The following is a 22,587-nucleotide window of genomic DNA, read 5'->3' on the forward strand; positions in this document are numbered from 1 at the left end:
TCTATGCAAGACAAGGTAAAGAAATAACATGGGCAGCATGCATCCCGTACAGGTGATCGCGGTGACCGGCGGCAAAGGTGGCGTCGGCAAGACTAATGTGTCAGTGAACTTGTCCCTGGCCCTGGCAGAGCTTGGCCGTCGGGTCATGCTGCTGGACGCCGACCTGGGGCTGGCGAACGTCGACGTTCTGCTGGGCCTCACCCCCAAACGTACCCTGGCCGATGTGATCGAAGGCCGCTGCGAGCTGCGCGACGTGCTGTTGCAGGGCCCCGGCGGGATCCGCATCGTGCCGGCCGCTTCCGGCACCCAGAGCATGGTTCACTTGAGCCCGGCCCAGCATGCCGGCCTGATCCAGGCCTTCAGCGACATCGGCGACAACCTCGACGTGCTGGTGATCGACACCGCTGCAGGTATTGGTGACTCGGTAGTCAGTTTCGTTCGCGCAGCGCAGGAAGTGTTGCTGGTGGTCTGCGACGAGCCGACCTCGATCACCGACGCCTACGCGCTGATCAAGCTGCTGAACCGCGATTACGGCATGAACCGCTTCCGCGTCCTGGCCAACATGGCCCAGAGCCCGCAGGAAGGTCGCAATCTGTTCGCCAAGTTGACCAAGGTCACGGATCGCTTCCTCGACGTCGCCCTACAATACGTCGGCGCGGTGCCCTACGACGAAAGCGTGCGCAAAGCGGTGCAGAAGCAGCGTGCGGTCTATGAAGCCTTCCCGCGTTCCAAGTGCGCACTGGCGTTCAAGGCGATCGCACAGAAGGTCGACACCTGGCCGCTGCCCGCCAATCCGCGCGGCCACCTCGAATTTTTCGTCGAGCGCCTCGTGCAGCAAACGGCAGGACCTGTGCTATGACCGCCAGCGGTATGAACCTTTACAAAAAGTCGGCGCGTGATGCGCAGTACGAGCTGATCGAGCGTTACGCGCCGCTGGTCAAGCGCATCGCCTACCACTTGCTGGCGCGATTGCCGGCCAGTGTGCAGGTCGAAGACCTGATCCAGGCCGGGATGATCGGCCTGCTTGAAGTCTCGACCAAATACGACGCGAGCAAGGGCGCCAGTTTTGAAACGTACGCGGGCATCCGGATCCGCGGTGCGATGCTCGATGAAGTCCGTAAGGGGGACTGGGCACCGCGCTCGGTTCACCGCAATACGCGCATGGTCAGCGACGCGATTCGAGCAATTGAAGCTAAAACCGGCCGTGACGCTAAAGATCACGAAGTTGCGGCCGAACTCCAATTGAGTCTCGACGATTACTACGGGATTTTGAACGACACCCTGGGCAGCCGGCTGTTCAGTTTCGACGACCTGTTGCAGGACGGCGAACACGAAGGGCTGCACGAGGATGGCGCCAGTGCTCATCTGGAGCCGTCGCGCGATCTGGAGGACGAACGTTTCCAGGCCGCGCTGGCGGACGCGATTGCCAATTTGCCGGAGCGTGAGCGACTGGTGTTGGCGCTGTACTACGACGAAGAGCTGAACCTCAAGGAGATCGGTGAAGTCCTTGGCGTCAGTGAATCGCGGGTCAGCCAGTTACACAGCCAGTGCGCGGCCCGCTTGCGGGGGCGTTTGGGGGAGTGGCGAGCGCGCTGAAGGCAGTGTGGGGACACTGCGAACGAGGCTGGTGCGGTGGTGAACGGCACCGGTCTCGATCTGTTGTGCTCCAGACAGTCATCGAGTGTTTTGCCGGATTGATTGAAATGGCGCGTCCAGGTGCTGGGCGCGTTTAAGACTGCTTGGAGGTCGAATTGAACAAAGACATGAAAATCCTCATCGTTGATGACTTCTCAACGATGCGGCGGATCATCAAGAACCTGTTGCGTGATCTGGGGTTCACCAACACCGTTGAAGCCGACGATGGCACCACCGCCATTCCGGTGCTCAACAGCGGCAGCATCGACTTTCTGGTGACCGACTGGAACATGCCCGGCATGACCGGTATCGACCTGCTGCGCCACGTGCGCGCCGATGAAAAACTCAAGCACCTGCCGGTGCTGATGGTGACCGCTGAAGCCAAGCGCGAGCAGATCATCGAAGCGGCCCAGGCCGGCGTGAACGGCTATGTGGTCAAACCTTTCACGGCCCAGGCGTTGAAAGAAAAAATCGAGAAGATTTTCGAACGCATCGGCTGATGAACGCGCGGGGGAGCTATGGAGCATAAAGAATCTTCACAGGGCGACTTCGAGTCGACCCTGAAAAAACACGCGGTCGAACTGGTCGAAAGCCTTGAAAAGGGCAGGTTCGGCGACGCGGTGCAACTGATCCATGAGCTCAATCAGACCCGTGACCGTGGCCTGTACCAGGAAGTGGGCAAGCTCACGCGTGAACTGCACAGTGCGATCGTCAATTTCCAGATCGATCCGCACATGCCACAGGCTGAGGAAGTGTCGCAAATCACCGACGCTACCGAGCGCCTGGGCTACGTGGTCAAACTGACCGAAGCTGCCGCCAACCGCACCATGGATCTGGTGGAGAGCGCGACCCCTGTGGTCAATGGCCTGGCTGACGAAGCCCAGGCCTTGAGCGCCGACTGGGGCCGCTTCATGCGCCGTGAGGTCGGGGCTGAAGAGTTCCGTGAACTGGCGCGCCGGGTCGACGGTTTTCTGGCACGCAGCAGCGCGGACAACCGCGCGGTGTCGAGCAATCTGAACGACATTCTGCTCGCCCAGGATTACCAGGACCTCACCGGTCAAGTGATCAAGCGTGTGACCCAATTGGTCACCGAAGTCGAAAGCAACCTGCTCAAGCTCGTGCTCATGGCCAGCCAGGTGGACCGCTTTGCGGGCATCGAACATGACCGTGCGGCGATGCTTGCTGAAAAAGATCCACAAAAACATCTCTCGCAGGGTGAAGGTCCGCAGATTCATGCCGATAAACGAGAAGACGTTGTGTCCGGTCAGGACGATGTGGACGATTTGCTATCCAGCCTTGGATTTTGAGTTTTTTTGGGTTTTTAGACCTGTAGGAGCACCCCATTAATGAGCTTCGGCGCCGATGAAGAGATCCTTCAGGATTTCCTGGTTGAGGCCGGCGAGATTCTTGAGCAACTGTCCGAACAACTGGTCGAGCTGGAAAGCCGCCCGGATGACGCAGATCTGCTCAACGCAATTTTTCGCGGTTTCCACACTGTAAAAGGGGGCGCCGGCTTCCTTCAGCTCAACGAGCTGGTGGAGTGCTGTCACATCGCCGAAAACGTGTTCGACATCCTGCGCAAGGGTGAGCGACGCGTCGATGCAGAACTGATGGACGTGGTGCTCGAAGCGCTGGACGCGGTGAACAGCATGTTCGGCGAAGTCCGTGATCGCAGCCCGATCACCGCCGCCACCCCGGAACTGCTGGCCGCTCTGGCGCGCCTGGCCGAGCCGCAATCGGCGGATGAAGCCCCGGCTTCGCCCGTTGCCGAGATGATCGAAGAGCTGGTCGTTGAAAACGAAACCGGCGACTCCGGCGACATCACCGATAACGAATTTGAACAGTTGCTGGACTCGCTGAGCGCCGTCAAGGCTGAAGCCGAGGCCCCGGCGGCTGCCGCCGCGCCTGCTTCCGACGAGGCGGCCAGCGATGAAATCACCGACGCCGAGTTCGAGTCGCTGCTCGACCAGTTGCATGGCAAGGGCCAGTTCGCGGCCGACGCCGTGGCCCCGGCGGCCGCTGCCCCGGCGGCTCCGGCGGCGGGCGACAGCTCGGACATCACCGACGACGAATTCGAAGCCTTGCTCGATCAGTTGCACGGCAAGGGCAACTTTGCCGTCGATGCGCTGGAGTCGGCGATTGCTTCGGTTCCTGCGACGACTGCTCCGGCAGCGGCTGCGGCCGGTAGCGATCTGATCACCGACCACGAGTTCGAAGCGCTGCTCGACGATCTGCATGGCAAAGGCAAGTTCACTGATGTCGCCACCGGCGCCGTCGTGACCGCCGGCAATGCTGCAGCTGTTGCAGCGCCTGCTGCCAAGGCCCCGGCCGCTGCGGCAAAACCCGCCGCGAAAGCGCCTGAGCCGAAAGCCGAACCGGCGAAACCGGCTGCCGCTGCGGCACCGGCTCCGGCCCGTGCACCGGCGACTCCGCCACCGGAAAAACCGGCGAGCGAAGCCGAGACCACCGTTCGCGTTGACACCGCGCGTCTCGACGAAATCATGAACATGGTCGGTGAGCTGGTGCTGGTGCGTAACCGTCTGGTACGTCTGGGCCTGAACAGCGGCGACGAGTCGATGCAGAAGGCCGTGTCGAACCTGGACGTAGTCACCGCCGACTTGCAGACCGCCGTCATGAAGACCCGGATGCAGCCGATCAAGAAAGTCTTCGGCCGCTTCCCGCGTCTGGTTCGCGACCTGGCGCGTCAGCTCAAGAAAGAGATCAACCTGGAACTGGTGGGTGAAGAGACCGACCTCGACAAGAACCTCGTCGAGGCGCTGGCCGACCCGCTGGTCCACTTGGTGCGCAACGCGGTCGACCACGGCATCGAGTCGCCGGAAGAACGCGAAGCCTCGGGCAAGGCCCGTGGCGGCAAGGTGATCCTGGCTGCCGAGCAGGAAGGCGACCACATCCTGCTGTCGATCTCCGACGACGGCAAAGGCATGGACCCGAACGTCCTGCGTGCCATCGCCGTGAAACGCGGTGTGATGGACAAGGATGCCGCCGATCGCCTGAGCGACACCGAGTGCTACAACCTGATTTTCGCCCCGGGTTTCTCGACCAAGACCGAGATCTCCGATGTGTCCGGCCGTGGTGTCGGCATGGACGTGGTGAAGACCAAGATTTCCCAGCTCAACGGCTCGATCAACATCTACTCGACCAAGGGCCAGGGCTCGAAGATCGTCATCAAGGTGCCGCTGACGCTGGCGATCATGCCGACCCTGATGGTGATGCTCGGCAACCAGGCGTTCGCGTTCCCGCTGGTGAACGTCAACGAAATCTTCCACCTCGACCTGTCGACCACCAACGTGGTGGACGGCCAGGAAGTGGTGATCGTGCGGGACAAGGCGCTGCCGTTGTTCTACCTCAAGCGCTGGCTGGTCAGCTCCGCCGCTCACGAAGAGCAGCGCGAAGGCCATGTGGTGATCCTTTCGGTGGGCACCCAGCGGATCGGCTTCGTCGTCGATCAACTGGTCGGCCAGGAAGAAGTGGTCATCAAGCCATTGGGCAAGATGCTGCAGGGAACCCCGGGCATGTCCGGCGCCACCATCACCGGTGACGGCCGCATTGCACTGATTCTCGATGTTCCGAGCATGCTCAAGCGTTACGCCGCACGGCGTATTTGAATCCGGGGCGGCGGGGCGACAACGTCCCGCCGCACCTAATGGAGTGTTTATGGCAGTCAAAGTCCTGGTGGTGGACGATTCGGGTTTTTTCCGCCGCCGCGTCTCGGAAATTCTTTCAGCGGATCCGAGCATCCAGGTTGTCGGCACGGCAACCAACGGTAAAGAGGCGATCGATCAGGCCCAGGCCCTCAAGCCGGATGTGATCACCATGGACTACGAGATGCCGATGATGGATGGCATCACGGCCGTGCGGCACATCATGCAGCGCTGCCCGACGCCGGTGTTGATGTTCTCCTCGCTGACCCACGAAGGCGCCCGGGTCACCCTGGATGCGCTGGATGCCGGCGCGGTGGATTTCCTGCCGAAGAATTTCGAAGACATCTCCCGCAATCCGGAGAAGGTCAAGCAACTGCTGTGCGAGAAGGTACACAGCATCTCGCGCAGCAACCGTCGTTTCAGTGCCTACAGTGCGCCGGCGCCTGCCGCTGCACCTGCACCTGCGCCGACTCCTGCGCCGGCGACTTCGAGTTTTGGCAGCCACAGTGCTCCGGCCCGTCCGGCACCTGCGCCTGCACCGACTCGCGCGCCAGCGGCCAGCGCTTCGTCGCCAGCCCCGAAACGCAAAAACTACAAGCTCGTCGCCATTGGTACATCGACTGGCGGCCCGGTAGCGCTGCAACGGGTTCTGACCCAGTTGCCGGCCAGTTTCCCGGCACCGATCGTGCTGATCCAGCACATGCCGGCAGCCTTCACCAAGGCTTTCGCTGAACGTCTGGACAAGCTGTGCCGCATCAGCGTCAAGGAAGCCGAGGATGGCGACATCCTGCGTCCGGGCCTGGCGCTGCTGGCACCGGGTGGCAAGCAGATGATGATCGACGGCCGTGGCGCGGTGAAAATCCTGCCGGGCGACGAGCGTCTGAACTACAAGCCGTGCGTGGACATCACCTTCGGCTCTGCGGCCAAATCCTACAGCGACAAAGTTCTGGCGGTCGTACTGACCGGCATGGGCGCCGACGGCCGTGAAGGTGCACGCCTGCTCAAGCAGGGCGGCAGCACGATCTGGGCGCAGGACGAAGCCAGTTGCGTGATCTACGGCATGCCGATGGCCATCGTCAAAGCTGACCTCGCCGACGCGGTGTACAGCCTGGACGATATCGGCAAGCACCTGGTCGAGGCATGCGTCTGATGGATGTTCTAAGCCTTATCGGGATCATCATGGCGTTCGTCGCCATCATCGGCGGCAACTACCTTGAAGGTGGTCACCTCGGCGCGCTGGCCAACGGCCCGGCGGCGCTGATCGTGCTCGGTGGCACCATCGGTGCCGCGCTGCTGCAATCGCCGATGAGCGCGTTCAAGCGCGCCATGCAGATTCTGGCCTGGATCTTTTTCCCGCCGCGTGTGGATCTGGCGGGCGGCATCGACCGCGTCGTCAACTGGAGCCTCACCGCCCGCAAGGAAGGTCTGCTGGGCCTGGAAGGCGTGGCGGATGCCGAGCCCGACGCTTACTCGCGCAAAGGTCTGCAACTGCTGGTCGACGGCGCCGAGCCGGAAGCGATCCGCAGCATCCTCGAAGTGGATTTCTACACTCAGGAAGCCCGCGATGTCGAAGCGGCCAAAGTGTTTGAAAGCATGGGTGGCTACGCGCCGACCATCGGCATCATCGGTGCGGTGATGGGCCTGATCCACGTGATGGGCAACCTGGCCGATCCGTCGCAGCTGGGCAACGGGATTGCGGTCGCGTTCGTCGCTACCATCTACGGTGTGGCCAGTGCCAACCTGGTATTGCTGCCGGTTGCCGCCAAGCTCAAGTCAATCGCGTTGCGACAGTCGCGTTATCGCGAAATGTTGTTGGAAGGGATCCTGTCGATCGCTGAAGGTGAAAACCCACGCTCCATCGAGTTGAAGCTTCAGGGCTTCATGGATTAAGGGACTAACCTCATGGCACGTCGTCGCCAGCATGAAGAGCACGTAAACCATGAACGTTGGCTGGTTTCCTACGCCGACTTCATCACCTTGCTCTTTGCCTTTTTCGTGGTGATGTACTCCATCTCGTCGATCAACGAAGGCAAGTACAAGATCATCTCCGAAGCGCTGATCGGGGTCTTCACCGACTCCGACCGCGCGCTCAAGCCGATTCCGATCGGTGAAGAACGACCGAAGACCGTGACCCCGGCCAAGCCGCTGGTCAAGGACGCCGAACAGGTCGACGCCGGCATCGCCGGGGCCAGCGATCCGCTCAAAAGCATCGCCGATGACATCAGCGCCGCATTCGGCGACCTGATCGCAAGCAACCAGATGACCGTGCGCGGCAACGAGCTGTGGGTCGAGATCGAACTCAACTCCAGCCTGTTGTTCGGCAGCGGTGATGCGATGCCGAGCGACATCGCGTTCAACATCATCGACAAGGTCGCGGCGATCCTCAAACCGTTCGATAACCCGATCCACGTCGAAGGCTTCACCGACGATCAACCGATCCGCACCGCGCAGTACCCGACCAACTGGGAATTGTCCTCGGCGCGTTCGGCGAGCATCGTGCGCATGCTGGCGATGCAGGGCGTGAACCCTGGGCGTCTGGCCTCGGTGGGCTACGGCGAATTTCAGCCGGTTGCCAACAACGCCACGGCCGAAGGCCGGGCGAAGAACCGTCGCGTGGTGCTGGTGGTGTCGCGCAATCTCGATGTGCGCCGCAGCCTGACCGGCACCGGAACCGCCAATGCAACACCGGACGCCGCGTTGAAGCGTGCTGGCACACAAACTGCACCGACCCCGGTCAAGACGCCGGGACGCGAGAGTGCCGTCAATTCTCCGTCGCCCGCATTAATACGCTGAACCATGTCTCGGCCGAGTATCCCGGCCGGGAGGAACGATCTGAATGAGAGTCTGGGCAGTCGCCAATCAAAAGGGTGGTGTTGGTAAAACCACTTCTTCCATCGCTTTAGCCGGTTTGCTGGCAGAGGCGGGCAAGCGCGTGGTCGTGGTCGATCTCGACCCGCACGGCTCGATGACCAGCTATTTCGGTTACGACCCCGACAGCCTGGAACACAGCAACTACGACCTGTTTCTGCACAAGGGCGGCGTGCCGCAAGGCCTGCCGGGCCAGTTGCTGCTGTCCACCAGCGATGAACGCATTTCCCTGTTGCCGTCGAGCACCGCGCTGGCCACCCTCGAGCGCCAGTCGCCGGGGCAGAGTGGCCTGGGCCTGGTGATCGCCAAGAGTCTGGCGCAGCTGTGGCAGGACTTCGATTACGCGATCATCGACAGCCCGCCATTGCTCGGCGTGCTGATGGTCAACGCCTTGGCCGCCAGTCAGCAACTGGTGATCCCGGTGCAGACCGAGCACCTGGCCGTCAAAGGCCTGGAGCGCATGGTCAACACCCTGGCGATGATCAACCGCTCGCGCAAACAGGCGCTGCCGTTCAGCATCGTGCCGACCCTGTTCGACCGCCGCACTCAGGCGTCGATGGGCACCTTGCGCGTGCTGCGCGACAAATTCCCCGACGAGATCTGGCAGGGTTACATCCCGGTCGATACCCGTCTGCGCGACGCCAGTCGTGCCGGTGTCACCCCTTCGCAGTTCGACGGCAAGAGCCGTGGCGTGCTGGCTTACCGCGCACTGCTCAAGCATCTGCTGGCGCAGCAACTCGTTGCGCAGGTGGCTTGAGCATGAATCGGCCGATCAAACTGACTTCGCGTCCGCAACTGGCTGTGCAGTCCTATCTGGACAGCTTGCTGCAGGAAGTGACAGACGAGGTCGAGCAGGAAATCGCAGCGCCGGCCAAGGAGGTCGAAACTGCTGCGGCACTCGATGAATTCCAGGCTGCCGTGCTTGAAGAGCAGGCCCGGGATGCGCAAAAAGCCGCCCGGCCGGTCGCCCCGGTCGTAGCGCCTGCCGCTGTGGTGGCGAAGGCACCTGCGACGTTGATCAAAGAGCCTGAACCGGTGCGCGTGGTTTCGACCCTGGCACCGCTGCTGCAATCCCAGCTTCTGCAAAGCCCTCCGGCTCCGGCGGTGCCAGAGCCCGCGCCTGAAGCGCCTGCGCCAGCCCCGGTCGAGCCGACCCTGGTGGCGCCGCTGGTCGAAGTGCATCTGCCACCCAGCAATACGCCGCCACCGGTGGAAACCGATGGCCGTCCGGCCTGGGCGTCGGAAGCGTTCGAGTGCCTGCTGTTCGACGTGGCCGGGCTGACGCTGGCGGTGCCGTTGGTGTGCCTGGGCTCGATCTATTCGCTGGCCGGCCACGAACTGACGCCACTGTTCGGTCAGCCGGAGTGGTTCCTCGGCATCCTGCCGAGCCAGGCCGGCAACCTGAAGGTGCTGGACACCGCGCGCTGGGTCATGCCGGATCGCTATCGCGATGACTTCCGTCAGGGTCTGCAATACGTGATTTCGGTTCAGGGTTACGAGTGGGGCCTGGCGGTGCATCAGGTCAGTCGCTCGCTGCGTCTGGATCCGAATGAAATCAAATGGAGAAGTCAGCGGGGTCAGCGGCCATGGCTCGCCGGCACGGTGATTGAACACATGTGCGCCTTGCTCGATGTCTCCGCTCTGGCCGAGTTGATCGCCAGCGGTGGGGCAAAGCACATGTCCGGCAGTAAGCCGAACCACAAACCGACATAAAGAGAGTACCGGCATTCAAATGCCGGCGAACGAAACACACACCGCCAGGCGCGGTTTTTCGAGGGGCTAGGGTATGAACGACAAGGCTACGGCGGCAAAGGGTTCCGAAGATCCGATCCTGCAATGGGTGACCTTCAAGCTGGACAACGAAACCTACGGCATCAACGTGATGCGCGTTCAGGAAGTCCTGCGCTACACCGAGATCGCTCCGGTTCCGGGTGCGCCAAGCTACGTGCTGGGCATCATCAACCTGCGCGGCAACGTGGTGACCGTGATCGATACCCGTCAGCGCTTCGGCCTGATGAGCGGCGAGATCAGCGACAACACCCGTATCGTCATCATCGAAGCCGACAAGCAAGTGGTCGGCATCATGGTCGACAGCGTGGCTGAAGTGGTTTACCTGCGTCAGTCGGAAATCGAGACCGCACCGAACGTCGGTAACGAAGAGTCGGCCAAGTTCATCCAGGGCGTATGCAACAAGAACAACGAGTTGCTGATCCTGGTCGAGCTGGACAAGATGATGACTGAAGAAGAATGGTCGGAACTGGAGAACATCTGATTGATTCTGGAGGTAGCGGTCATTGTCCTGTTCCTGTTCTGGGCAGGCACGCTGGCGATGTTTCTGGCGTACATCAAGGCGCAGCGCCTGATTGCTGCGCAACAGGCCCAGGGCGATGCGCTGCGTGATCAGCGCATCAAGGACCTGGCCAAGCGTGTCGACGATTACCAGAACGGCAACGTGCGCATGGGCGAAGCCCTGCACGAGCTGCGCTCGGTCGTCGGTCCGATCCCGGACAAAATCTCCCAGCTCGAACAGCGCGATCCTTCCAGCCTGTCATTCGCCCAGGCGGCGAAGCTGGTGGGGATGGGCGCGAGTGTTGATGAGCTGACCCAGTCCTGCGGGTTGACCCAGGCTGAGGCGGAGTTGATGCGCAAGCTGCACAAGAACTGATTTTTGCGCTCAAGCTGATGGCCTATTCGCGAGCAAGCTCGCTCCCACATTAGATCGGTGTACGCCGAACCAATGTGGGAGCGAGCTTGCTCGCGAAGGCGTCTTTGAAGTCTCAATAATCGTCGCCGCGATCGGTGACGTCTTTCTCGACCATCGGCGCATCCGGATTGTGTCCCGCCGGGAACTTGCCCTTGAGGTTCCAGGCAAACGCGATGATTTCGGCGATCGTGCGGTACAGCTCTTCAGGAATGCTGTCGCCCAGTTCCATGCGCGCCAGCAACTTCACCAGTTCGGCGTTCTCGTAGATCGGTACTTCACAGTCGCGGGCGATCCGCAGGATTTCTTCGGCCAGTTCTTCGTCGCCCTTGGCGGTGAGGGTCGGGGCGTGGCTGCCGTCGTATTTGAGGGCGATGGCCTGGCGTGGAGCGGTGGTGTCATTCATGCGGTTTCATCGACCCAGCGGTGTTCGAGGCGGGTTTGGATGCCTTGCGGCGGGGTGCCGAGGTGGCAGTCGAGGTCGCCGACATTCAGCCCGGAATCCAGCAGACGCTGGCGCAGTGCGGTCAGATTGCTTTCGATCAGGCTCGCGGTGTACGGCCGCTCGGCCCACAACTGGCTGGACAGGCTGCCGCTGATCAACTGTGCCTGAATCTGCATCGGCCCCAGCGGTTCCATGTCGAACGCCAGATCGACGCGCCACAGTTGTTGTTTCGGTTCCCGTTCATCGCGGCGCTGCTCGTTCGATTCCTGGTTCTGCGGCGCTTCTTCGCGCTGGAACTTGACCTGCAGCGGCACGATGTCCTGCAGGTTGCGCATCGGGATTTCCAGTTGCCAGGTGCTGAGCAGGCGGCCGTCGTCGGTGACGCCGGTCTGCTCCAGGCTCGACAGCTGATGACTCTGCAGGCGTGACACGGCGGCTGCGGCGAGGCGCAGCAGATGCTCCAGATCGCCTTCGCCTTCCAGACTTTGCAGCAACCGGTCGGGCAGCGGGAAACTGCTTGGCACCGGTTTCGCGCTGACCTGACCGAGCATGCCGAGGGCGTTGCGCACGAAACTCGGTAGCGCCTGGGCCAGGGTGTTGGCAGCGATGATCGCGTTCAGGTTGGTGTTGCCCGGCAGGCCGGGGGTGAGCTGGGCGATCAGCTTGAGCAGATCGGCTTTCATGTCCGGAACCAGCGTCGGGTTCTGTCCGGTCAGCAGTTTGGTCTCCAGGAACACACCGCTGTTGGCCAGCGCCTGGGCCAGACCTTTTGGGGTGCTCAGTTGCTGCACGTCGGGCAGGTTGGCGAGCAGCCTGTCCACGGCGGCGCGCAAATCCCGGGACGTCTGATCAGTGGCGGGCGGCAGGCTCTGGAGCATTTTCAGCAAGCCGTCGAGCGAACCCTGACGGCTTTGCTGACTGACCAGTTGCTGGCTGACCGCCAGTTGTTCCTGGCGATTGCTCAGCGGCAGGAACTTCAGGGTCTGCGAGTCTTGCACCAGCGCCGACAGCAGGGTGCCGATGCGCAACGGTTGCGGGCTGTCGATGCTCAGGGTGCTGCCGCTGAGCGCGGTGTTGAGCAGGCTGACCATCGAGCGGAACACCGTCGGTTGCCCCGGCACCTGTGGCAGGGCCTGAGCCGTCAGCACCTTGCCTTGCAGCAGCGTGCCGACCGGCAATTGCGCGGTGTCGATGCGGGTGAGGGTGGCGACGCTGCTGGCGATGGCCTGTTGCACGGTGATCGCCAGATTGCCCGCCGACGGCTGGGTGATCGCCAGGCTGGTGCCCTGAGGCAGCGGCAGATTGCTGGTGGCTTGCACGGTGGTCTGACGGCCGCTGTCCAGTGTCACCTTGAGCAGCAATTGAAAGGTCTGATCCGCCTGCTTGAGCGACAACACCTCGGCCTTGGCGCTCTGGCCGGCGGCAATCAGCCCGTCGACCGGCGTCAGCAACTTCAACAGCTCACCCACCTGCGGGCGAGCGGTCGCCGGGGTGGTGGGCGGGAGCGGGAGGATGTTCATTTCGCCTGTCATACGCGGACACAACCTGAGGAAAATGCACTCTGGAGAGAAGATGGCGACATGTATAATGCCGCCCGTCCTTCCATTCGTTCAAAAAACATAGCAATTGTTTGACGCAGCTCTCTGGATTGAGCCGTCATTGCATTTATGCTGCAACTCTTTAACGGCCGCGCCAGAGCCGACTTGAACCGTATAAGGCCCGTGATCCCTTGACCAGTCCTGTCCTGCAAACCGTTGCCCTCGCGTGTGAACGTGATCTCAGACTGCTCTTCGACAATCTCGAATTGAGACTGGCCAGTGGCGATATGGTGCAGATCAGCGGTCCCAACGGCAGCGGCAAGACCAGCTTGTTGCGCTTGCTGGCCGGCCTGATGCAGCCGACTGACGGTCAGGTGCTGCTCAACGGCAAGCCGCTGGGCGAGCAACGCAGCGAACTGGCACGCAACCTGTTGTGGATCGGTCACGCCGCCGGGATCAAGGACTTGCTTACGCCGGAAGAAAACCTCGCCTGGCTCTGCGCCCTGCATCAACCCGCCGAACGCGACGCCATCTGGCAGGCCCTGGCGGCGGTTGGATTGCGTGGTTTCGAGGATGTTCCCTGCCATAGTCTGTCTGCCGGCCAGCAGCGCCGCGTGGCGCTGGCGCGGTTGTATCTGGACAGCCCGCCGTTGTGGATTCTCGACGAACCCTTCACCGCCCTCGACAAGCAGGGCGTGGCACAGCTTGAAGAACACCTGGCCGGGCACTGCGAACGGGGAGGGCTGGTGGTGCTCACCACGCACCACACCTTGAGCCGGATGCCGGCCGGTTATCGCGACATCGATCTGGGGAATTGGGCGGTATGAGTGTGTTCGGCCTGCTGGTTGCCCGTGAATCCCGACTGCTGTTCCGCCGCCCGGCGGAGCTGGCCAATCCGCTGATTTTCTTCGCCATCGTCATTGCCCTGTTCCCGCTGGCCGTCGGACCGGAAACTCAAGTATTGCAAAACTTGTCCCCGGGGTTAGTCTGGGTGGCGGCACTTTTGTCGGTCCTGCTCTCGCTGGACGGGCTTTTCCGCAGTGATTTCGAAGACGGATCCCTCGAACAGTGGGTCCTTTCGCCGCACCCCCTGCCACTTCTGGTATTGGCCAAGGTGCTGGCACACTGGCTTTTTTCCGGGCTGGCACTGGTTTTGCTCTCGCCGTTACTGGCGTTGATGCTCGGGTTGCCGGCTGCGTGTCTGCCGGTATTGTTGCTTTCGTTGCTGCTGGGTACTCCGGTGCTGAGTTTGCTCGGCGCGGTGGGCGCGGCGCTGACGGTCGGTCTGAAGCGCGGTGGCCTGTTGCTGGCGCTGCTGATTCTGCCGTTGTACATCCCGGTGTTGATCCTGGGCAGTGGCGCCTTGCAGGCGGCGTTGCAGGGGATGCCGGCGATTGGTTATCTGTTGTGGCTTGGTAGCCTGACCGCCCTGGCGATAACCCTGACACCCTTTGCAATAGCTGCTGGCCTGAAGATCAGCGTCGGCGAATAATGAGGTCTGGTTAATATTTAACCAGCAAAGACCCTGAGACTGCTCACACCGATGAGCGGCACCCGTGATGGAAACAGTATGAACTGGACCTGGTTTCACAAGCTCGGCTCGCCCAAGTGGTTCTACGGCATCAGCAGCAAGTTCCTGCCGTGGCTGAGCATCGCAGCGTTGCTGCTGATCGCTGTCGGCGTCGTCTGGGGCCTGGCCTTCGCGCCGCCGGACTATCAGCAAGGCAACAGCTTTCGCATCATCTATATCCACGTACCCGCTGCGATGCTCGCTCAGTCGAGCTACGTGATGCTGGCGGTGTGCGGTGTGGTCGGGCTGGTGTGGAAGATGAAACTGGCCGACGTCGCCCTGCAATGCGCCGCGCCGATCGGCGCGTGGATGACCGCCGTGGCGCTGATCACCGGGGCGATCTGGGGCAAGCCGACCTGGGGTTCGTGGTGGGTCTGGGACGCGCGGCTGACCTCGATGCTGATTCTGCTGTTCCTGTATTTCGGCGTGATCGCGCTGGGCAACGCCATCAGCAACCGCGACAGCGCCGCCAAGGCCTGCGCGGTGCTGGCCATCGTCGGTGTGATCAACATTCCGATCATCAAATACTCGGTGGAGTGGTGGAACACCCTGCACCAGGGCGCGACGTTCACCCTCACCGAAAAACCGGCCATGCCCGTCGAGATGTGGCTGCCGCTGCTGCTGACGGTGCTGGGTTTCTATTGCTTCTTTGGCGCCGTGCTGTTGCTGCGCATGCGCCTTGAAGTGCTCAAGCGCGAAGCCCGCGCCAGTTGGGTGAAAGAAGAAGTGCAGAACAGCCTGGAGGCCGCTCGATGAGTTTCGCGTCATTCGGCGACTTCCTCGCCATGGGCCATCACGGCCTGTATGTCTGGTCGGCCTACGGCATCTGTCTGGCGGTACTGATCCTCAACGTGGCGGCGCCGATCGCGGCCCGCAAGCGTTATCTGCAACAAGAGGCGCGTCGTCTGCGCCGGGAGAACGGCAAGTGAATCCGCTGCGCAAAAAACGCTTGATCATCATCCTGGCAATTCTGGTCGGGGTCGGCGCTGCCGTCGGCCTGGCCCTGAGCGCCCTGCAGCAGAACATCAACCTGTTTTACACCCCGACCCAGATCGCCAACGGCGAAGCGCCGCAGGGCACCCGCATCCGCGCCGGCGGCATGGTCGAGAAAGGTTCGCTGCAACGTTCCCCTGATTCGCTGGACGTCAAATTCGTGGTCACCGACTTCAACAAGTCCGTGACCATTACTTATCGCGGGATCCTCCCGGACCTGTTCCGCGAAGGGCAGGGCATTGTGGCGCTCGGCAAGCTCAACGCCGATGGCGTGGTGGTTGCCGATGAAGTACTGGCCAAGCACGACGAGAAATACATGCCGCCGGAAGTGACCAAAGCCCTGAAGGACAGCGGTCAATCCGCGCCAACCCCTGCGAAGGAGGGTTGATCGATGACATCCACCATTTTCATTCCCGAGCTTGGCCATCTGGCCATGATTCTCGCGCTGTGTTTTGCGCTGGTGCAGGCCGTGGTGCCGTTGCTCGGTGCCTGGCGCGGTGATCGTCTGTGGATGGGCCTCGCTCAACCGGCAGCGTGGGGCCAATTCGCATTTTTGCTGTTCGCCTTCGGCGTCCTGACCTACGCGTTCATGACCGACGATTTCTCCGTGGCTTATGTCGCGATGAATTCCAACAGCGCGCTGCCGTGGTACTACAAGTTCAGCGCGGTGTGGGGTGCCCACGAAGGTTCGTTGCTGCTGTGGGCGTTGATCCTCGGCGGCTGGACCTTCGCCGTGTCGGTGTTCTCCCGACAGTTGCCGCAAGTCATGCTCGCTCGCGTGCTGGCGGTGATGGGCATGATCAGCACCGGTTTCCTGTTGTTCCTGATCCTCACGTCGAACCCGTTCTCGCGGATCCTGCCGCAGATTCCGGCCGACGGTCGTGACCTCAATCCGTTGCTGCAGGACATCGGCCTGATCGTGCATCCGCCGATGCTGTACATGGGTTATGTCGGGTTCTCGGTGGCCTTCGCCTTCGCCATCGCCGCACTGCTGGGCGGTCGCCTCGATGCGGCGTGGGCACGCTGGTCGCGTCCGTGGACCATCGTTGCCTGGGCCTTCCTGGGTATCGGCATCACCCTGGGTTCGTGGTGGGCTTATTACGAACTCGGTTGGGGGGGCTGGTGGTTCTGGGACCCGGTGGAAAACGCCTCCTTCATGCCATGGCTGGTGGGCACTGCGCTGATTCACTCGTTGGCGGTCACCGAGAAACGTGGTGTGTTCAAGAGCTGGACGGTGTTGCTGGCGATTGCCGCGTTTTCCCTGAGCCTGCTCGGCACCTTCCTTGTGCGTTCCGGGGTACTGACGTCGGTGCATGCGTTTGCCTCCGATCCCGCGCGCGGCGTGTTCATCCTGATTTTCCTGCTGTTCGTGGTCGGTGGTTCGCTGACCCTCTTTGCTTTGCGCGCTCCGGTGGTCAAGAGCCAGGTCGGCTTCAATCTGTGGTCGCGGGAAACCCTGCTGCTGGGCAACAACCTGGTGCTGGTGGTGGCTGCCTCGATGATCCTGCTCGGCACGTTGTATCCGCTGATCCTCGATGCCATCAGCGGCGCCAAGCTGTCGGTCGGCCCACCGTACTTCAATGCACTGTTCATACCGTTGATGGCGTTGCTGATGGTGGTGATGGCGGTCGGCGTGATCGTGCGCTGGAAAGACACCCCGGTGAAATGGCTGGCCAACATGTTGACCCCGGTGCTGTTGGGCAGCGTCGCTCTGGCGGTCGTTGCCGGTATTGCCTATGGCGATTTCAACTGGGCGGTGATCGCAACCTTCCTGCTGGCGGCCTGGGTGTTGCTGGCCGGCGTGCGCGACATCTTCGACAAGACGCGCCACAAAGGCCTGATCAAAGGCCTGCCGACCCTGACCCGCAGTTACTGGGGCATGCAACTCGCCCACCTCGGTATCGCCGTCTGCGCGCTGGGCGTGGTGTTGTCGAGCCAGAACAGTGCCGAACGTGACCTGCGTCTGGCGCCGGGCGAGTCGATGGATCTGGCCGGTTATCAGTTCGTGTTCGAAGGCGCCAAACATTTCGAAGGCCCGAATTTCACCTCCGACAAGGGCACCATCCGGGTGATCCGCGATGGCCGTGAAGTCAGCGTGCTGCACCCGGAAAAACGCCTGTACACCGTGCAGAGTTCGATGATGACCGAAGCCGGGATCGACGCCGGCTTCACCCGCGACCTCTATGTCGCGCTGGGTGAACCACTGGGCGACGACGCCTGGGCGGTGCGGGTGCATGTGAAGCCGTTCGTGCGCTGGATCTGGTTCGGCGGTCTGCTGACCGGCCTGGGCGGGCTGCTGGCGGCGCTGGACCGGCGTTACCGAGTCAAGGTCAAAGCCAAAGTGCGTGAAGCGCTGGGCATGGAAGGAGCCGCTGCATGAGACGTTGGTTGATGCTGGTGCCACTGGCGATTTTCTTGCTGGTGGCGGTATTTCTTTATCGCGGTCTGTACCTGGATCCGGCGGAGCTGCCGTCGGCGATGATCGGCAAACCGTTCCCGGAGTTTTCCCTGCCGGCGGTGCAGGGCGACAAGACCCTGACCAAGGCTGACATCCTCGGCAAACCGGCGCTGGTCAACGTCTGGGGCACCTGGTGCATTTCCTGCCGGGTCGAGCACCCGGTGCTGAACAAACTCGCCGAGCGCGGCGTGGTGATCTACGGCATCAACTACAAGGACACCAACGCCGATGCGCTGAAGTGGCTGGCCGAGTTCCACAATCCGTATCAACTCGACATCCGCGATGACGAAGGCTCCCTGGGCCTGAACCTCGGTGTCTACGGCGCGCCGGAAACCTTCTTCATCGACGCCAAGGGCATCATCCGCGACAAGTACGTCGGCGTGATCGACGAGCAGGTCTGGCGGGAAAAGCTGGCGGCCAAATATCAGGCGCTGGTCGATGAGGCCAAGCCATGAAGCGCTTTTTAGCTGCCATGGTGCTGGGCTTGAGCATGGCCGGTGTGGCCCACGCCGCTATCGACACCTACGAGTTTGCCAAAGAAGGCGATCGCGAGCGTTTTCGCGAACTGACCAAGGAGCTGCGCTGCCCCAAATGCCAGAACCAGGACATCGCCGATTCCAATGCGCCGATTGCCGCCGACCTGCGCAAAGAGATTTTCCGCATGCTCGGCGAGGGCAAGGACAATCAGCAGATCATCGACTTCATGGTCGACCGCTACGGTGATTTCGTCCGCTACAAGCCGGCGCTCAATGCCAAGACCGCGTTGCTCTGGTTCGGCCCGGCCGGTTTGTTGCTGGGCGGGTTCGTGGTGATTGCCGTGATCGTCCGCCGCCGTCGCGGGCAACGCGCCGAGACGCCGCAATCGCTGTCCCCTGAAGAGCGTCAGCGCCTCGACCAACTGTTGGATAAAAACCAAGAATGATTGATTTCTGGCTTGCCGCAGGGCTGTTGCTTCTGGTCGCCCTGAGTTTTCTGCTGATCCCCGTTCTACGCGAACGTCGCGCCCAGCGTGAAGAGGATCGAACCGCTCTCAACGTCGCCCTGTATCAGGAACGCGTCGCCGAACTGCAATCGCAGCAGGCCGAAGGCGTTCTCGATGCCGCGCAAATGGACAGCGGCCGTGCCGAAGCGGCCCGTGAATTGTTGGCCGATACCGAAGGTGTGGCGCCGGCGCGGGTGTCGCGTCTGGGTAAGCCGCTGCCTTTGCTGGCGGCCGTGCTGGTGCCGGTGTTGGGCCTCGGTCTGTACCTGCACTTTGGCGCGAGCGACAAGGTCGAGCTGACCCGGGAATTCGCCCAGGCGCCACAGTCGATGGAAGAGATGACTCAGCGTCTGGAGCGCGCAGTCGCCGCGCAACCGGATTCCGCTGAAGGCGTGTATTTCCTCGGTCGCACCTACATGGCCCAGGATCGTCCGGCGGACGCGGCGAAGATGTTCGAGCGCGCCGTCAATCTCGCCGGTCGTCAACCGGAGCTGCTGGGTCAGTGGGCGCAGGCCCAGTACTTTGCCGACAACAAAAAATGGTCGGACAAGGTGCAGGCGCTGACCGATGAAGCGCTGAAAGCCGATCCGAAGGAAGTCACCAGCCTCGGCCTGCTGGGCATCGCCGCGTTCGAAGGCGAGCGCTATCAGGAAGCGATCGACTACTGGAACCGTCTGCTGGCGCAACTGCCGCCGCAGGACAAATCCCGCGAGGCCCTGCAGGGCGGCATCGCCCGCGCCACCGAAAAACTGCAGGCCAGCGGCGGCAAGGTTGCCCAGGCGCCAGCGGCGAAAGCGGCGGCGCTGTTGAAAGTGCGGGTGGATCTGGCCAGCGAGTTGAAAGGCAAGGTGCAACCGGGCGACAGCGTGTTCATTTTTGCCCGCGCCACCTCGGGCCCGCCGGCGCCGCTGGCGGCCAAGCGCCTGACCGTCGCCGATCTGCCGGTGACCGTCGAACTGGGCGATGCCGACGCGATGATGCCGCAATTGAAACTGTCGAACTTCCCCGAAGTCCAACTGGTTGCGCGCATCTCCCGTGCCGGTCAGCCGACCGCCGGTGAGTGGGTCGGTCGCAGCGGGCCTCTGGCCAGCAGCACCACCGCGCCACAGACACTGACCATCGACAGCCCGGACAAATAGCCGGAACCAACAGGAACGCACCGCCATGAACGCCATCGCCCGAATCACAGTCCTCACACTGGCCCTGGGCTTGAGTGCATGTGCGGTGCAACGACCGGAGCCGAGCACCAGGCTGCCGCCGATCCCGCCGTCACAACCCAGCCCGACCCCGTCGACCAGCCCGACGCCGAGCAAACCGGGGATTCCGGCCAAGCCCGCCAAACCCGTCCCGCGCACCTCCGCCAGCTTCGCCCCGCCACCGGGCGGCAACAGCCACTGGGACCAGAAGCTGGGCGTGTATGTGCTCGACGACCAGACCAACACCTTCTACCGCCAGCGCACCTACTATCGCTGGAACAACGGCTGGAGCCGCTCGATCAGCCCCAACGGCCCGTGGGAAGAAACCAACATCCACGGCGTACCGGCGGGACTGGGCAAACAGTTCGGGGAGTAATGAAAAACGGCGATCTTTGGATCGCCGTTTTGCTGTCTGGGGTGATGAACAATGCCTCACTCGTATCCAGTCCTTACCGCCTGAGCTTTCTTTGCGAGAAGCGCCATCGCCTGCTCGCCGGGCCACTGCATCAATCACATGCTGCAAAACAACCGAACGTCGTGCTGTGAATTTCTGTGCTTGAGTAAAGATAACTCTAGGGTTACTTTTGTTAAGCCGAAGCAAGGAGGCGGTTGGTGCAGAGCAGGCTATTGATCAAGGAGCTGGAGGAGGCAGGCTGGACGCTGGACCGGATAACCGGCAGTCACCACATCTTCACGCACCGTTACAACCCATACACGATTCCCGTCCCTCATCCGAAAAGGATTTGCCGGTCGGGACGGTCAAGAGCATCAGAAGGCGTGCCGGGTTGTACAACCCGCCAGCCAGTGACACAGGAGATTCGTAATGCAATACCCAATCTGCATCGAGTGGGGTGACGAGAACACCGCCATCGGGATTCAAATCCCTGACATTCCCGGCGCGGTAACCGCCGGGGATACGTTTGAGGATGCCTACAACGCGGCCGTCGAGATTGCCCATATCATGCTGCAGGAGATCGCGACTGATGGCGACTCGATCCCGATGCCGACTTCGGCGGCCGCCCATCGCAACAATCCGGAATTTGCCGACATGGGTTGGGGCATGCTGGAGCTGGATATTTCGCCGTACATGGGCAAGACCGAAAAAGTCAATGTGACGTTGCCCGGCTATGTTATCCAGCGCATTGACCGCTACGTGCGTGAACACAACGTCAAAAGCCGTTCCTCTTTTTTGGCAGATGCCGCCATGGAAAAACTGGTCCGGCATTGAGCCTCGAGCACTGTCGGATCAGCGATCCGGCAGTGCTTTTCAGCTTCTAGGCAGTTGCCAGAACAGGCTTTTGCGAAGCACTCAAAAACCGCACCAGCGCCAGCAGCGGAAACGCACTGCCAACAATCACGATCCACAACCAGCCGCCATGCTCGTACACCGCACTCGCCACCGAGGAGCCGAAGGCGCCGCCGACGAAGATGCTGGTCATGTACAGCGCATTGAGGCGGCCGCGGCTTTTGGCGTCGAGGGAGTAGACCGCGCGCTGGCCGAGCACCATGTTCATCTGTACGCAGAAGTCGAGCACCACGCCGGTCACGGCCAGGCCGATCACGCTGTAGGCCGGATGGATGAAGGCGGGCAGGAAGCTCAGGCTGGCGAACAGCATGGCCAGCAGCGAGGCGATGCGGGTGTGGCCGGCATCGGCCAGGCGTCCGCTGATCGGCGCTGCGATGGCACCAATGGCGCCGACCAGGGCGAAGATCGCGATTTCACTCTGGGACAGACCATGGTTGCGTGCCAGTTCCAGCGGCACGGCGGTCCAGAACAGGCTGAAGGTGGCGAACATGCAGGCCTGGTAAAACGCCCGCTGACGCAGCACCGGTTGCTTGCGCAGCAGCGTCCACAGCGATCCGAGCAACTGACCATAAGAAGCACTGTGATCCGGCTGGCGCTTGGGCACGGTCAACACCAGCACCACGCTGATTGCTGCCATCAAGGCTGCTGCAATCATGAACATCGCCCGCCAGCCGAGATGGTCGGCGACCACGCTCGACACCGGACGTGCCAGCAGAATCCCCAGCAACAGACCGCCCATGATCCCGCCGACCACCCGGCCACGGGATTGCTCCGGCGCCAGATGCGCTGCCAGTGGAATCAGCACCTGCACCGACACCGAGCTGAAACCTACCAGCAACGAAATCAGCAGGAACACATTCGGTTGATCGGTAAACGCCGCACCCAGCAGGCTGGCAATCGCCACCACGGTGGTGATGATCATCAGACGGCGATTTTCCAACAGGTCGGCCAGCGGCACCAGGAAAAACAGGCCCAGCGCATAGCCGATCTGGGTCAGCGACACGATGAAACTGGCCATGGTGTCGGTCAGGCCGATGTCCGGCGCGATCAGGCCGATGATCGGCTGGGCGTAGTAGATGTTGGCAACGATGGCGCCGCAGCAGAAAGCGAACAGCAGCACCATGCCTCGGGTCATTGCGTGAGTTGTGGCGGTCATAGGGTTTCTCGATCCAGCGAAAAGGAATGCGGTGAGGCTAAGGGACGGGCCGAGCCGGCAGTAGAGGCTTCTGATCG

General features: G+C 62.0%; 27 protein-coding genes and 1 pseudogene. 25 read left to right on the forward strand and 3 right to left on the reverse strand.

The annotated features are described in order from the left end of the window. Nucleotides 1-28 precede the first annotated feature (28 nt). From fleN to I5961_RS07965, 12 genes are all read left to right on the forward strand, one after another. Nucleotides 29-859, forward strand: coding sequence for a flagellar synthesis regulator FleN (gene fleN, locus I5961_RS07910; protein ID WP_003222917.1), 831 nt, complete (start codon nucleotides 29-31; stop codon nucleotides 857-859). Next, nucleotides 856-1,596: an RNA polymerase sigma factor FliA gene (fliA, locus tag I5961_RS07915; protein WP_085682981.1), complete on the forward strand. Its 741-nt coding sequence runs from the start codon at nucleotides 856-858 to the stop codon at nucleotides 1,594-1,596. The genes fleN and fliA overlap by 4 nt, the downstream gene beginning before the upstream one ends. Before the next feature lie 167 nt (nucleotides 1,597-1,763). Further along, on the forward strand, nucleotides 1,764-2,135 hold the full coding sequence (locus I5961_RS07920; protein ID WP_003183998.1) for a chemotaxis response regulator CheY: 372 nt from the start codon (nucleotides 1,764-1,766) through the stop codon (nucleotides 2,133-2,135). Nucleotides 2,136-2,153: 18 nt separating this feature from the next. Then, nucleotides 2,154-2,942, forward strand: a complete 789-nt coding sequence (locus I5961_RS07925; RefSeq protein WP_007951961.1) for a protein phosphatase CheZ — start codon at nucleotides 2,154-2,156, stop codon at nucleotides 2,940-2,942. A gap of 39 nt (nucleotides 2,943-2,981) precedes the next feature. Further along, a complete protein-coding gene (locus I5961_RS07930) occupies nucleotides 2,982-5,261 on the forward strand; it encodes a chemotaxis protein CheA (protein ID WP_085699435.1) in 2,280 nt (759 codons plus the stop codon). A gap of 49 nt (nucleotides 5,262-5,310) precedes the next feature. After that, a complete protein-coding gene (locus I5961_RS07935) occupies nucleotides 5,311-6,447 on the forward strand; it encodes a protein-glutamate methylesterase/protein-glutamine glutaminase (RefSeq protein WP_227234847.1) in 1,137 nt (378 codons plus the stop codon). Then, the gene (locus I5961_RS07940) at nucleotides 6,447-7,187 is read left to right on the forward strand and encodes a flagellar motor protein (RefSeq protein WP_064384022.1); all 741 of its coding nucleotides are present in this window, start codon (nucleotides 6,447-6,449) and stop codon (nucleotides 7,185-7,187) included. Before I5961_RS07935 ends, I5961_RS07940 begins: the two co-directional genes overlap by 1 nt. Nucleotides 7,188-7,199: 12 nt before the next feature. Next, nucleotides 7,200-8,090, forward strand: a complete 891-nt coding sequence (gene motD, locus I5961_RS07945; protein WP_085699430.1) for a flagellar motor protein MotD — start codon at nucleotides 7,200-7,202, stop codon at nucleotides 8,088-8,090. Nucleotides 8,091-8,133: 43 nt separating this feature from the next. Further along, nucleotides 8,134-8,922: a ParA family protein gene (locus I5961_RS07950; RefSeq protein WP_227234849.1), complete on the forward strand. Its 789-nt coding sequence runs from the start codon at nucleotides 8,134-8,136 to the stop codon at nucleotides 8,920-8,922. Nucleotides 8,923-8,924: 2 nt separating this feature from the next. Next, nucleotides 8,925-9,878 carry a CheW domain-containing protein gene (locus I5961_RS07955; RefSeq protein ID WP_227234850.1) on the forward strand — a complete coding sequence of 318 codons (954 nt, stop codon included), beginning with the start codon at nucleotides 8,925-8,927 and terminating at the stop codon, nucleotides 9,876-9,878. Between the two features lie 73 nt (nucleotides 9,879-9,951). Then, complete coding sequence (locus I5961_RS07960; protein WP_065260749.1) at nucleotides 9,952-10,437, forward strand: chemotaxis protein CheW; 486 nt, start codon at nucleotides 9,952-9,954, stop codon at nucleotides 10,435-10,437. Continuing rightward, nucleotides 10,438-10,830 carry a DUF2802 domain-containing protein gene (locus I5961_RS07965; RefSeq protein ID WP_227234852.1) on the forward strand — a complete coding sequence of 131 codons (393 nt, stop codon included), beginning with the start codon at nucleotides 10,438-10,440 and terminating at the stop codon, nucleotides 10,828-10,830. A 112-nt stretch (nucleotides 10,831-10,942) separates the two neighbouring features. Here the strand turns inward: I5961_RS07965 and I5961_RS07970 are convergent, their stop codons facing one another. Both I5961_RS07970 and I5961_RS07975 read right to left on the reverse strand, forming a co-directional pair. After that, on the reverse strand, nucleotides 10,943-11,272 hold the full coding sequence (locus I5961_RS07970) for an EscU/YscU/HrcU family type III secretion system export apparatus switch protein (RefSeq protein WP_227234853.1): 330 nt from the start codon (nucleotides 11,270-11,272) through the stop codon (nucleotides 10,943-10,945). Beyond that, nucleotides 11,269-12,843: a flagellar hook-length control protein FliK gene (locus I5961_RS07975; RefSeq protein WP_227234855.1), complete on the reverse strand. Its 1,575-nt coding sequence runs from the start codon at nucleotides 12,841-12,843 to the stop codon at nucleotides 11,269-11,271. Before I5961_RS07975 ends, I5961_RS07970 begins: the two co-directional genes overlap by 4 nt. Before the next feature lie 197 nt (nucleotides 12,844-13,040). Here I5961_RS07975 and ccmA point away from each other — a divergent pair, with 197 nt between their 5' ends. The 13 genes and pseudogenes from ccmA (at nucleotide 13,041) to I5961_RS08040 (ending at nucleotide 21,276) form a co-directional block, all read left to right on the forward strand. Continuing rightward, nucleotides 13,041-13,676 (forward strand): cytochrome c biogenesis heme-transporting ATPase CcmA, encoded by a 636-nt coding sequence (gene ccmA, locus I5961_RS07980; RefSeq protein WP_007959232.1) that lies wholly within the window; start codon nucleotides 13,041-13,043, stop codon nucleotides 13,674-13,676. After that, complete coding sequence (gene ccmB, locus I5961_RS07985; RefSeq protein ID WP_007959235.1) at nucleotides 13,673-14,341, forward strand: heme exporter protein CcmB; 669 nt, start codon at nucleotides 13,673-13,675, stop codon at nucleotides 14,339-14,341. The genes ccmA and ccmB overlap by 4 nt, the downstream gene beginning before the upstream one ends. 78 nt (nucleotides 14,342-14,419) lie before the next feature. Beyond that, nucleotides 14,420-15,175, forward strand: a complete 756-nt coding sequence (locus I5961_RS07990) for a heme ABC transporter permease (protein ID WP_227234857.1) — start codon at nucleotides 14,420-14,422, stop codon at nucleotides 15,173-15,175. Beyond that, nucleotides 15,172-15,348, forward strand: coding sequence for a heme exporter protein CcmD (gene ccmD, locus I5961_RS07995; protein ID WP_011333085.1), 177 nt, complete (start codon nucleotides 15,172-15,174; stop codon nucleotides 15,346-15,348). The genes I5961_RS07990 and ccmD overlap by 4 nt, the downstream gene beginning before the upstream one ends. Beyond that, nucleotides 15,345-15,800: a cytochrome c maturation protein CcmE gene (ccmE, locus tag I5961_RS08000; protein WP_227234859.1), complete on the forward strand. Its 456-nt coding sequence runs from the start codon at nucleotides 15,345-15,347 to the stop codon at nucleotides 15,798-15,800. Before ccmD ends, ccmE begins: the two co-directional genes overlap by 4 nt. 3 nt (nucleotides 15,801-15,803) lie before the next feature. Beyond that, nucleotides 15,804-17,792 carry a heme lyase CcmF/NrfE family subunit gene (locus I5961_RS08005; protein ID WP_227234860.1) on the forward strand — a complete coding sequence of 663 codons (1,989 nt, stop codon included), beginning with the start codon at nucleotides 15,804-15,806 and terminating at the stop codon, nucleotides 17,790-17,792. Further along, nucleotides 17,789-18,325 (forward strand): DsbE family thiol:disulfide interchange protein, encoded by a 537-nt coding sequence (locus I5961_RS08010; RefSeq protein WP_011333088.1) that lies wholly within the window; start codon nucleotides 17,789-17,791, stop codon nucleotides 18,323-18,325. Before I5961_RS08005 ends, I5961_RS08010 begins: the two co-directional genes overlap by 4 nt. After that, nucleotides 18,322-18,792, forward strand: coding sequence for a cytochrome c-type biogenesis protein (locus tag I5961_RS08015; RefSeq protein ID WP_227234862.1), 471 nt, complete (start codon nucleotides 18,322-18,324; stop codon nucleotides 18,790-18,792). Before I5961_RS08010 ends, I5961_RS08015 begins: the two co-directional genes overlap by 4 nt. Then, complete coding sequence (ccmI, locus tag I5961_RS08020) at nucleotides 18,789-19,991, forward strand: c-type cytochrome biogenesis protein CcmI (protein WP_085699414.1); 1,203 nt, start codon at nucleotides 18,789-18,791, stop codon at nucleotides 19,989-19,991. Before I5961_RS08015 ends, ccmI begins: the two co-directional genes overlap by 4 nt. A 25-nt stretch (nucleotides 19,992-20,016) precedes the next feature. Next, entirely contained in the window at nucleotides 20,017-20,424 is a 408-nt protein-coding gene (locus tag I5961_RS08025; RefSeq protein WP_085682968.1) for a hypothetical protein, read from the forward strand. Beyond that, the gene (locus tag I5961_RS08030) at nucleotides 20,424-20,594 is read left to right on the forward strand and encodes a hypothetical protein (RefSeq protein ID WP_170929746.1); all 171 of its coding nucleotides are present in this window, start codon (nucleotides 20,424-20,426) and stop codon (nucleotides 20,592-20,594) included. The genes I5961_RS08025 and I5961_RS08030 overlap by 1 nt, the downstream gene beginning before the upstream one ends. A 66-nt stretch (nucleotides 20,595-20,660) precedes the next feature. After that, a pseudogene (locus tag I5961_RS08035) lies at nucleotides 20,661-20,872 on the forward strand (type II toxin-antitoxin system HicA family toxin). Beyond that, nucleotides 20,872-21,276 (forward strand): type II toxin-antitoxin system HicB family antitoxin, encoded by a 405-nt coding sequence (locus I5961_RS08040; RefSeq protein ID WP_227234864.1) that lies wholly within the window; start codon nucleotides 20,872-20,874, stop codon nucleotides 21,274-21,276. The pseudogene I5961_RS08035 and the gene I5961_RS08040 overlap by 1 nt, the downstream one beginning before the upstream one ends. 46 nt (nucleotides 21,277-21,322) lie before the next feature. Here the strand turns inward: I5961_RS08040 and I5961_RS08045 are convergent, their stop codons facing one another. Then, nucleotides 21,323-22,510 carry an MFS transporter gene (locus tag I5961_RS08045; protein WP_227234866.1) on the reverse strand — a complete coding sequence of 396 codons (1,188 nt, stop codon included), beginning with the start codon at nucleotides 22,508-22,510 and terminating at the stop codon, nucleotides 21,323-21,325. Nucleotides 22,511-22,587: the final 77 nt, after the last annotated feature.

Source organism: Pseudomonas sp. IAC-BECa141 (assembly GCF_020544405.1).
Lineage (GTDB): Bacteria > Pseudomonadota > Gammaproteobacteria > Pseudomonadales > Pseudomonadaceae > Aquipseudomonas.

What these genes read in the sequence shown, in the direction of transcription:
- I5961_RS08010 (WP_011333088.1), top strand. Translation starts at nt 17,789, where the DNA reads ATGAGACGTTGGTTGATGCTGGTGCCACTGGCGATTTTCTTGCTGGTG.
- I5961_RS07925 (WP_007951961.1), top strand. Translation starts at nt 2,154, where the DNA reads ATGGAGCATAAAGAATCTTCACAGGGCGACTTCGAGTCGACCCTGAAA.
- I5961_RS07975 (WP_227234855.1), bottom strand. Translation starts at nt 12,843, where the DNA reads ATGACAGGCGAAATGAACATCCTCCCGCTCCCGCCCACCACCCCGGCG.
- I5961_RS07950 (WP_227234849.1), top strand. Translation starts at nt 8,134, where the DNA reads ATGAGAGTCTGGGCAGTCGCCAATCAAAAGGGTGGTGTTGGTAAAACC.
- I5961_RS08005 (WP_227234860.1), top strand. Translation starts at nt 15,804, where the DNA reads ATGACATCCACCATTTTCATTCCCGAGCTTGGCCATCTGGCCATGATT.
- I5961_RS08030 (WP_170929746.1), top strand. Translation starts at nt 20,424, where the DNA reads ATGAAAAACGGCGATCTTTGGATCGCCGTTTTGCTGTCTGGGGTGATG.
- I5961_RS07990 (WP_227234857.1), top strand. Translation starts at nt 14,420, where the DNA reads ATGAACTGGACCTGGTTTCACAAGCTCGGCTCGCCCAAGTGGTTCTAC.
- I5961_RS08015 (WP_227234862.1), top strand. Translation starts at nt 18,322, where the DNA reads ATGAAGCGCTTTTTAGCTGCCATGGTGCTGGGCTTGAGCATGGCCGGT.
- ccmB (WP_007959235.1), top strand. Translation starts at nt 13,673, where the DNA reads ATGAGTGTGTTCGGCCTGCTGGTTGCCCGTGAATCCCGACTGCTGTTC.
- fleN (WP_003222917.1), top strand. Translation starts at nt 29, where the DNA reads ATGGGCAGCATGCATCCCGTACAGGTGATCGCGGTGACCGGCGGCAAA.
- I5961_RS08025 (WP_085682968.1), top strand. Translation starts at nt 20,017, where the DNA reads ATGAACGCCATCGCCCGAATCACAGTCCTCACACTGGCCCTGGGCTTG.
- I5961_RS08040 (WP_227234864.1), top strand. Translation starts at nt 20,872, where the DNA reads ATGCAATACCCAATCTGCATCGAGTGGGGTGACGAGAACACCGCCATC.
- I5961_RS07920 (WP_003183998.1), top strand. Translation starts at nt 1,764, where the DNA reads ATGAAAATCCTCATCGTTGATGACTTCTCAACGATGCGGCGGATCATC.
- I5961_RS07930 (WP_085699435.1), top strand. Translation starts at nt 2,982, where the DNA reads ATGAGCTTCGGCGCCGATGAAGAGATCCTTCAGGATTTCCTGGTTGAG.
- I5961_RS07955 (WP_227234850.1), top strand. Translation starts at nt 8,925, where the DNA reads ATGAATCGGCCGATCAAACTGACTTCGCGTCCGCAACTGGCTGTGCAG.
- I5961_RS08045 (WP_227234866.1), bottom strand. Translation starts at nt 22,510, where the DNA reads ATGACCGCCACAACTCACGCAATGACCCGAGGCATGGTGCTGCTGTTC.
- I5961_RS07940 (WP_064384022.1), top strand. Translation starts at nt 6,447, where the DNA reads ATGGATGTTCTAAGCCTTATCGGGATCATCATGGCGTTCGTCGCCATC.
- I5961_RS07935 (WP_227234847.1), top strand. Translation starts at nt 5,311, where the DNA reads ATGGCAGTCAAAGTCCTGGTGGTGGACGATTCGGGTTTTTTCCGCCGC.
- I5961_RS07960 (WP_065260749.1), top strand. Translation starts at nt 9,952, where the DNA reads ATGAACGACAAGGCTACGGCGGCAAAGGGTTCCGAAGATCCGATCCTG.
- motD (WP_085699430.1), top strand. Translation starts at nt 7,200, where the DNA reads ATGGCACGTCGTCGCCAGCATGAAGAGCACGTAAACCATGAACGTTGG.
- I5961_RS07970 (WP_227234853.1), bottom strand. Translation starts at nt 11,272, where the DNA reads ATGAATGACACCACCGCTCCACGCCAGGCCATCGCCCTCAAATACGAC.
- ccmI (WP_085699414.1), top strand. Translation starts at nt 18,789, where the DNA reads ATGATTGATTTCTGGCTTGCCGCAGGGCTGTTGCTTCTGGTCGCCCTG.
- ccmD (WP_011333085.1), top strand. Translation starts at nt 15,172, where the DNA reads ATGAGTTTCGCGTCATTCGGCGACTTCCTCGCCATGGGCCATCACGGC.
- fliA (WP_085682981.1), top strand. Translation starts at nt 856, where the DNA reads ATGACCGCCAGCGGTATGAACCTTTACAAAAAGTCGGCGCGTGATGCG.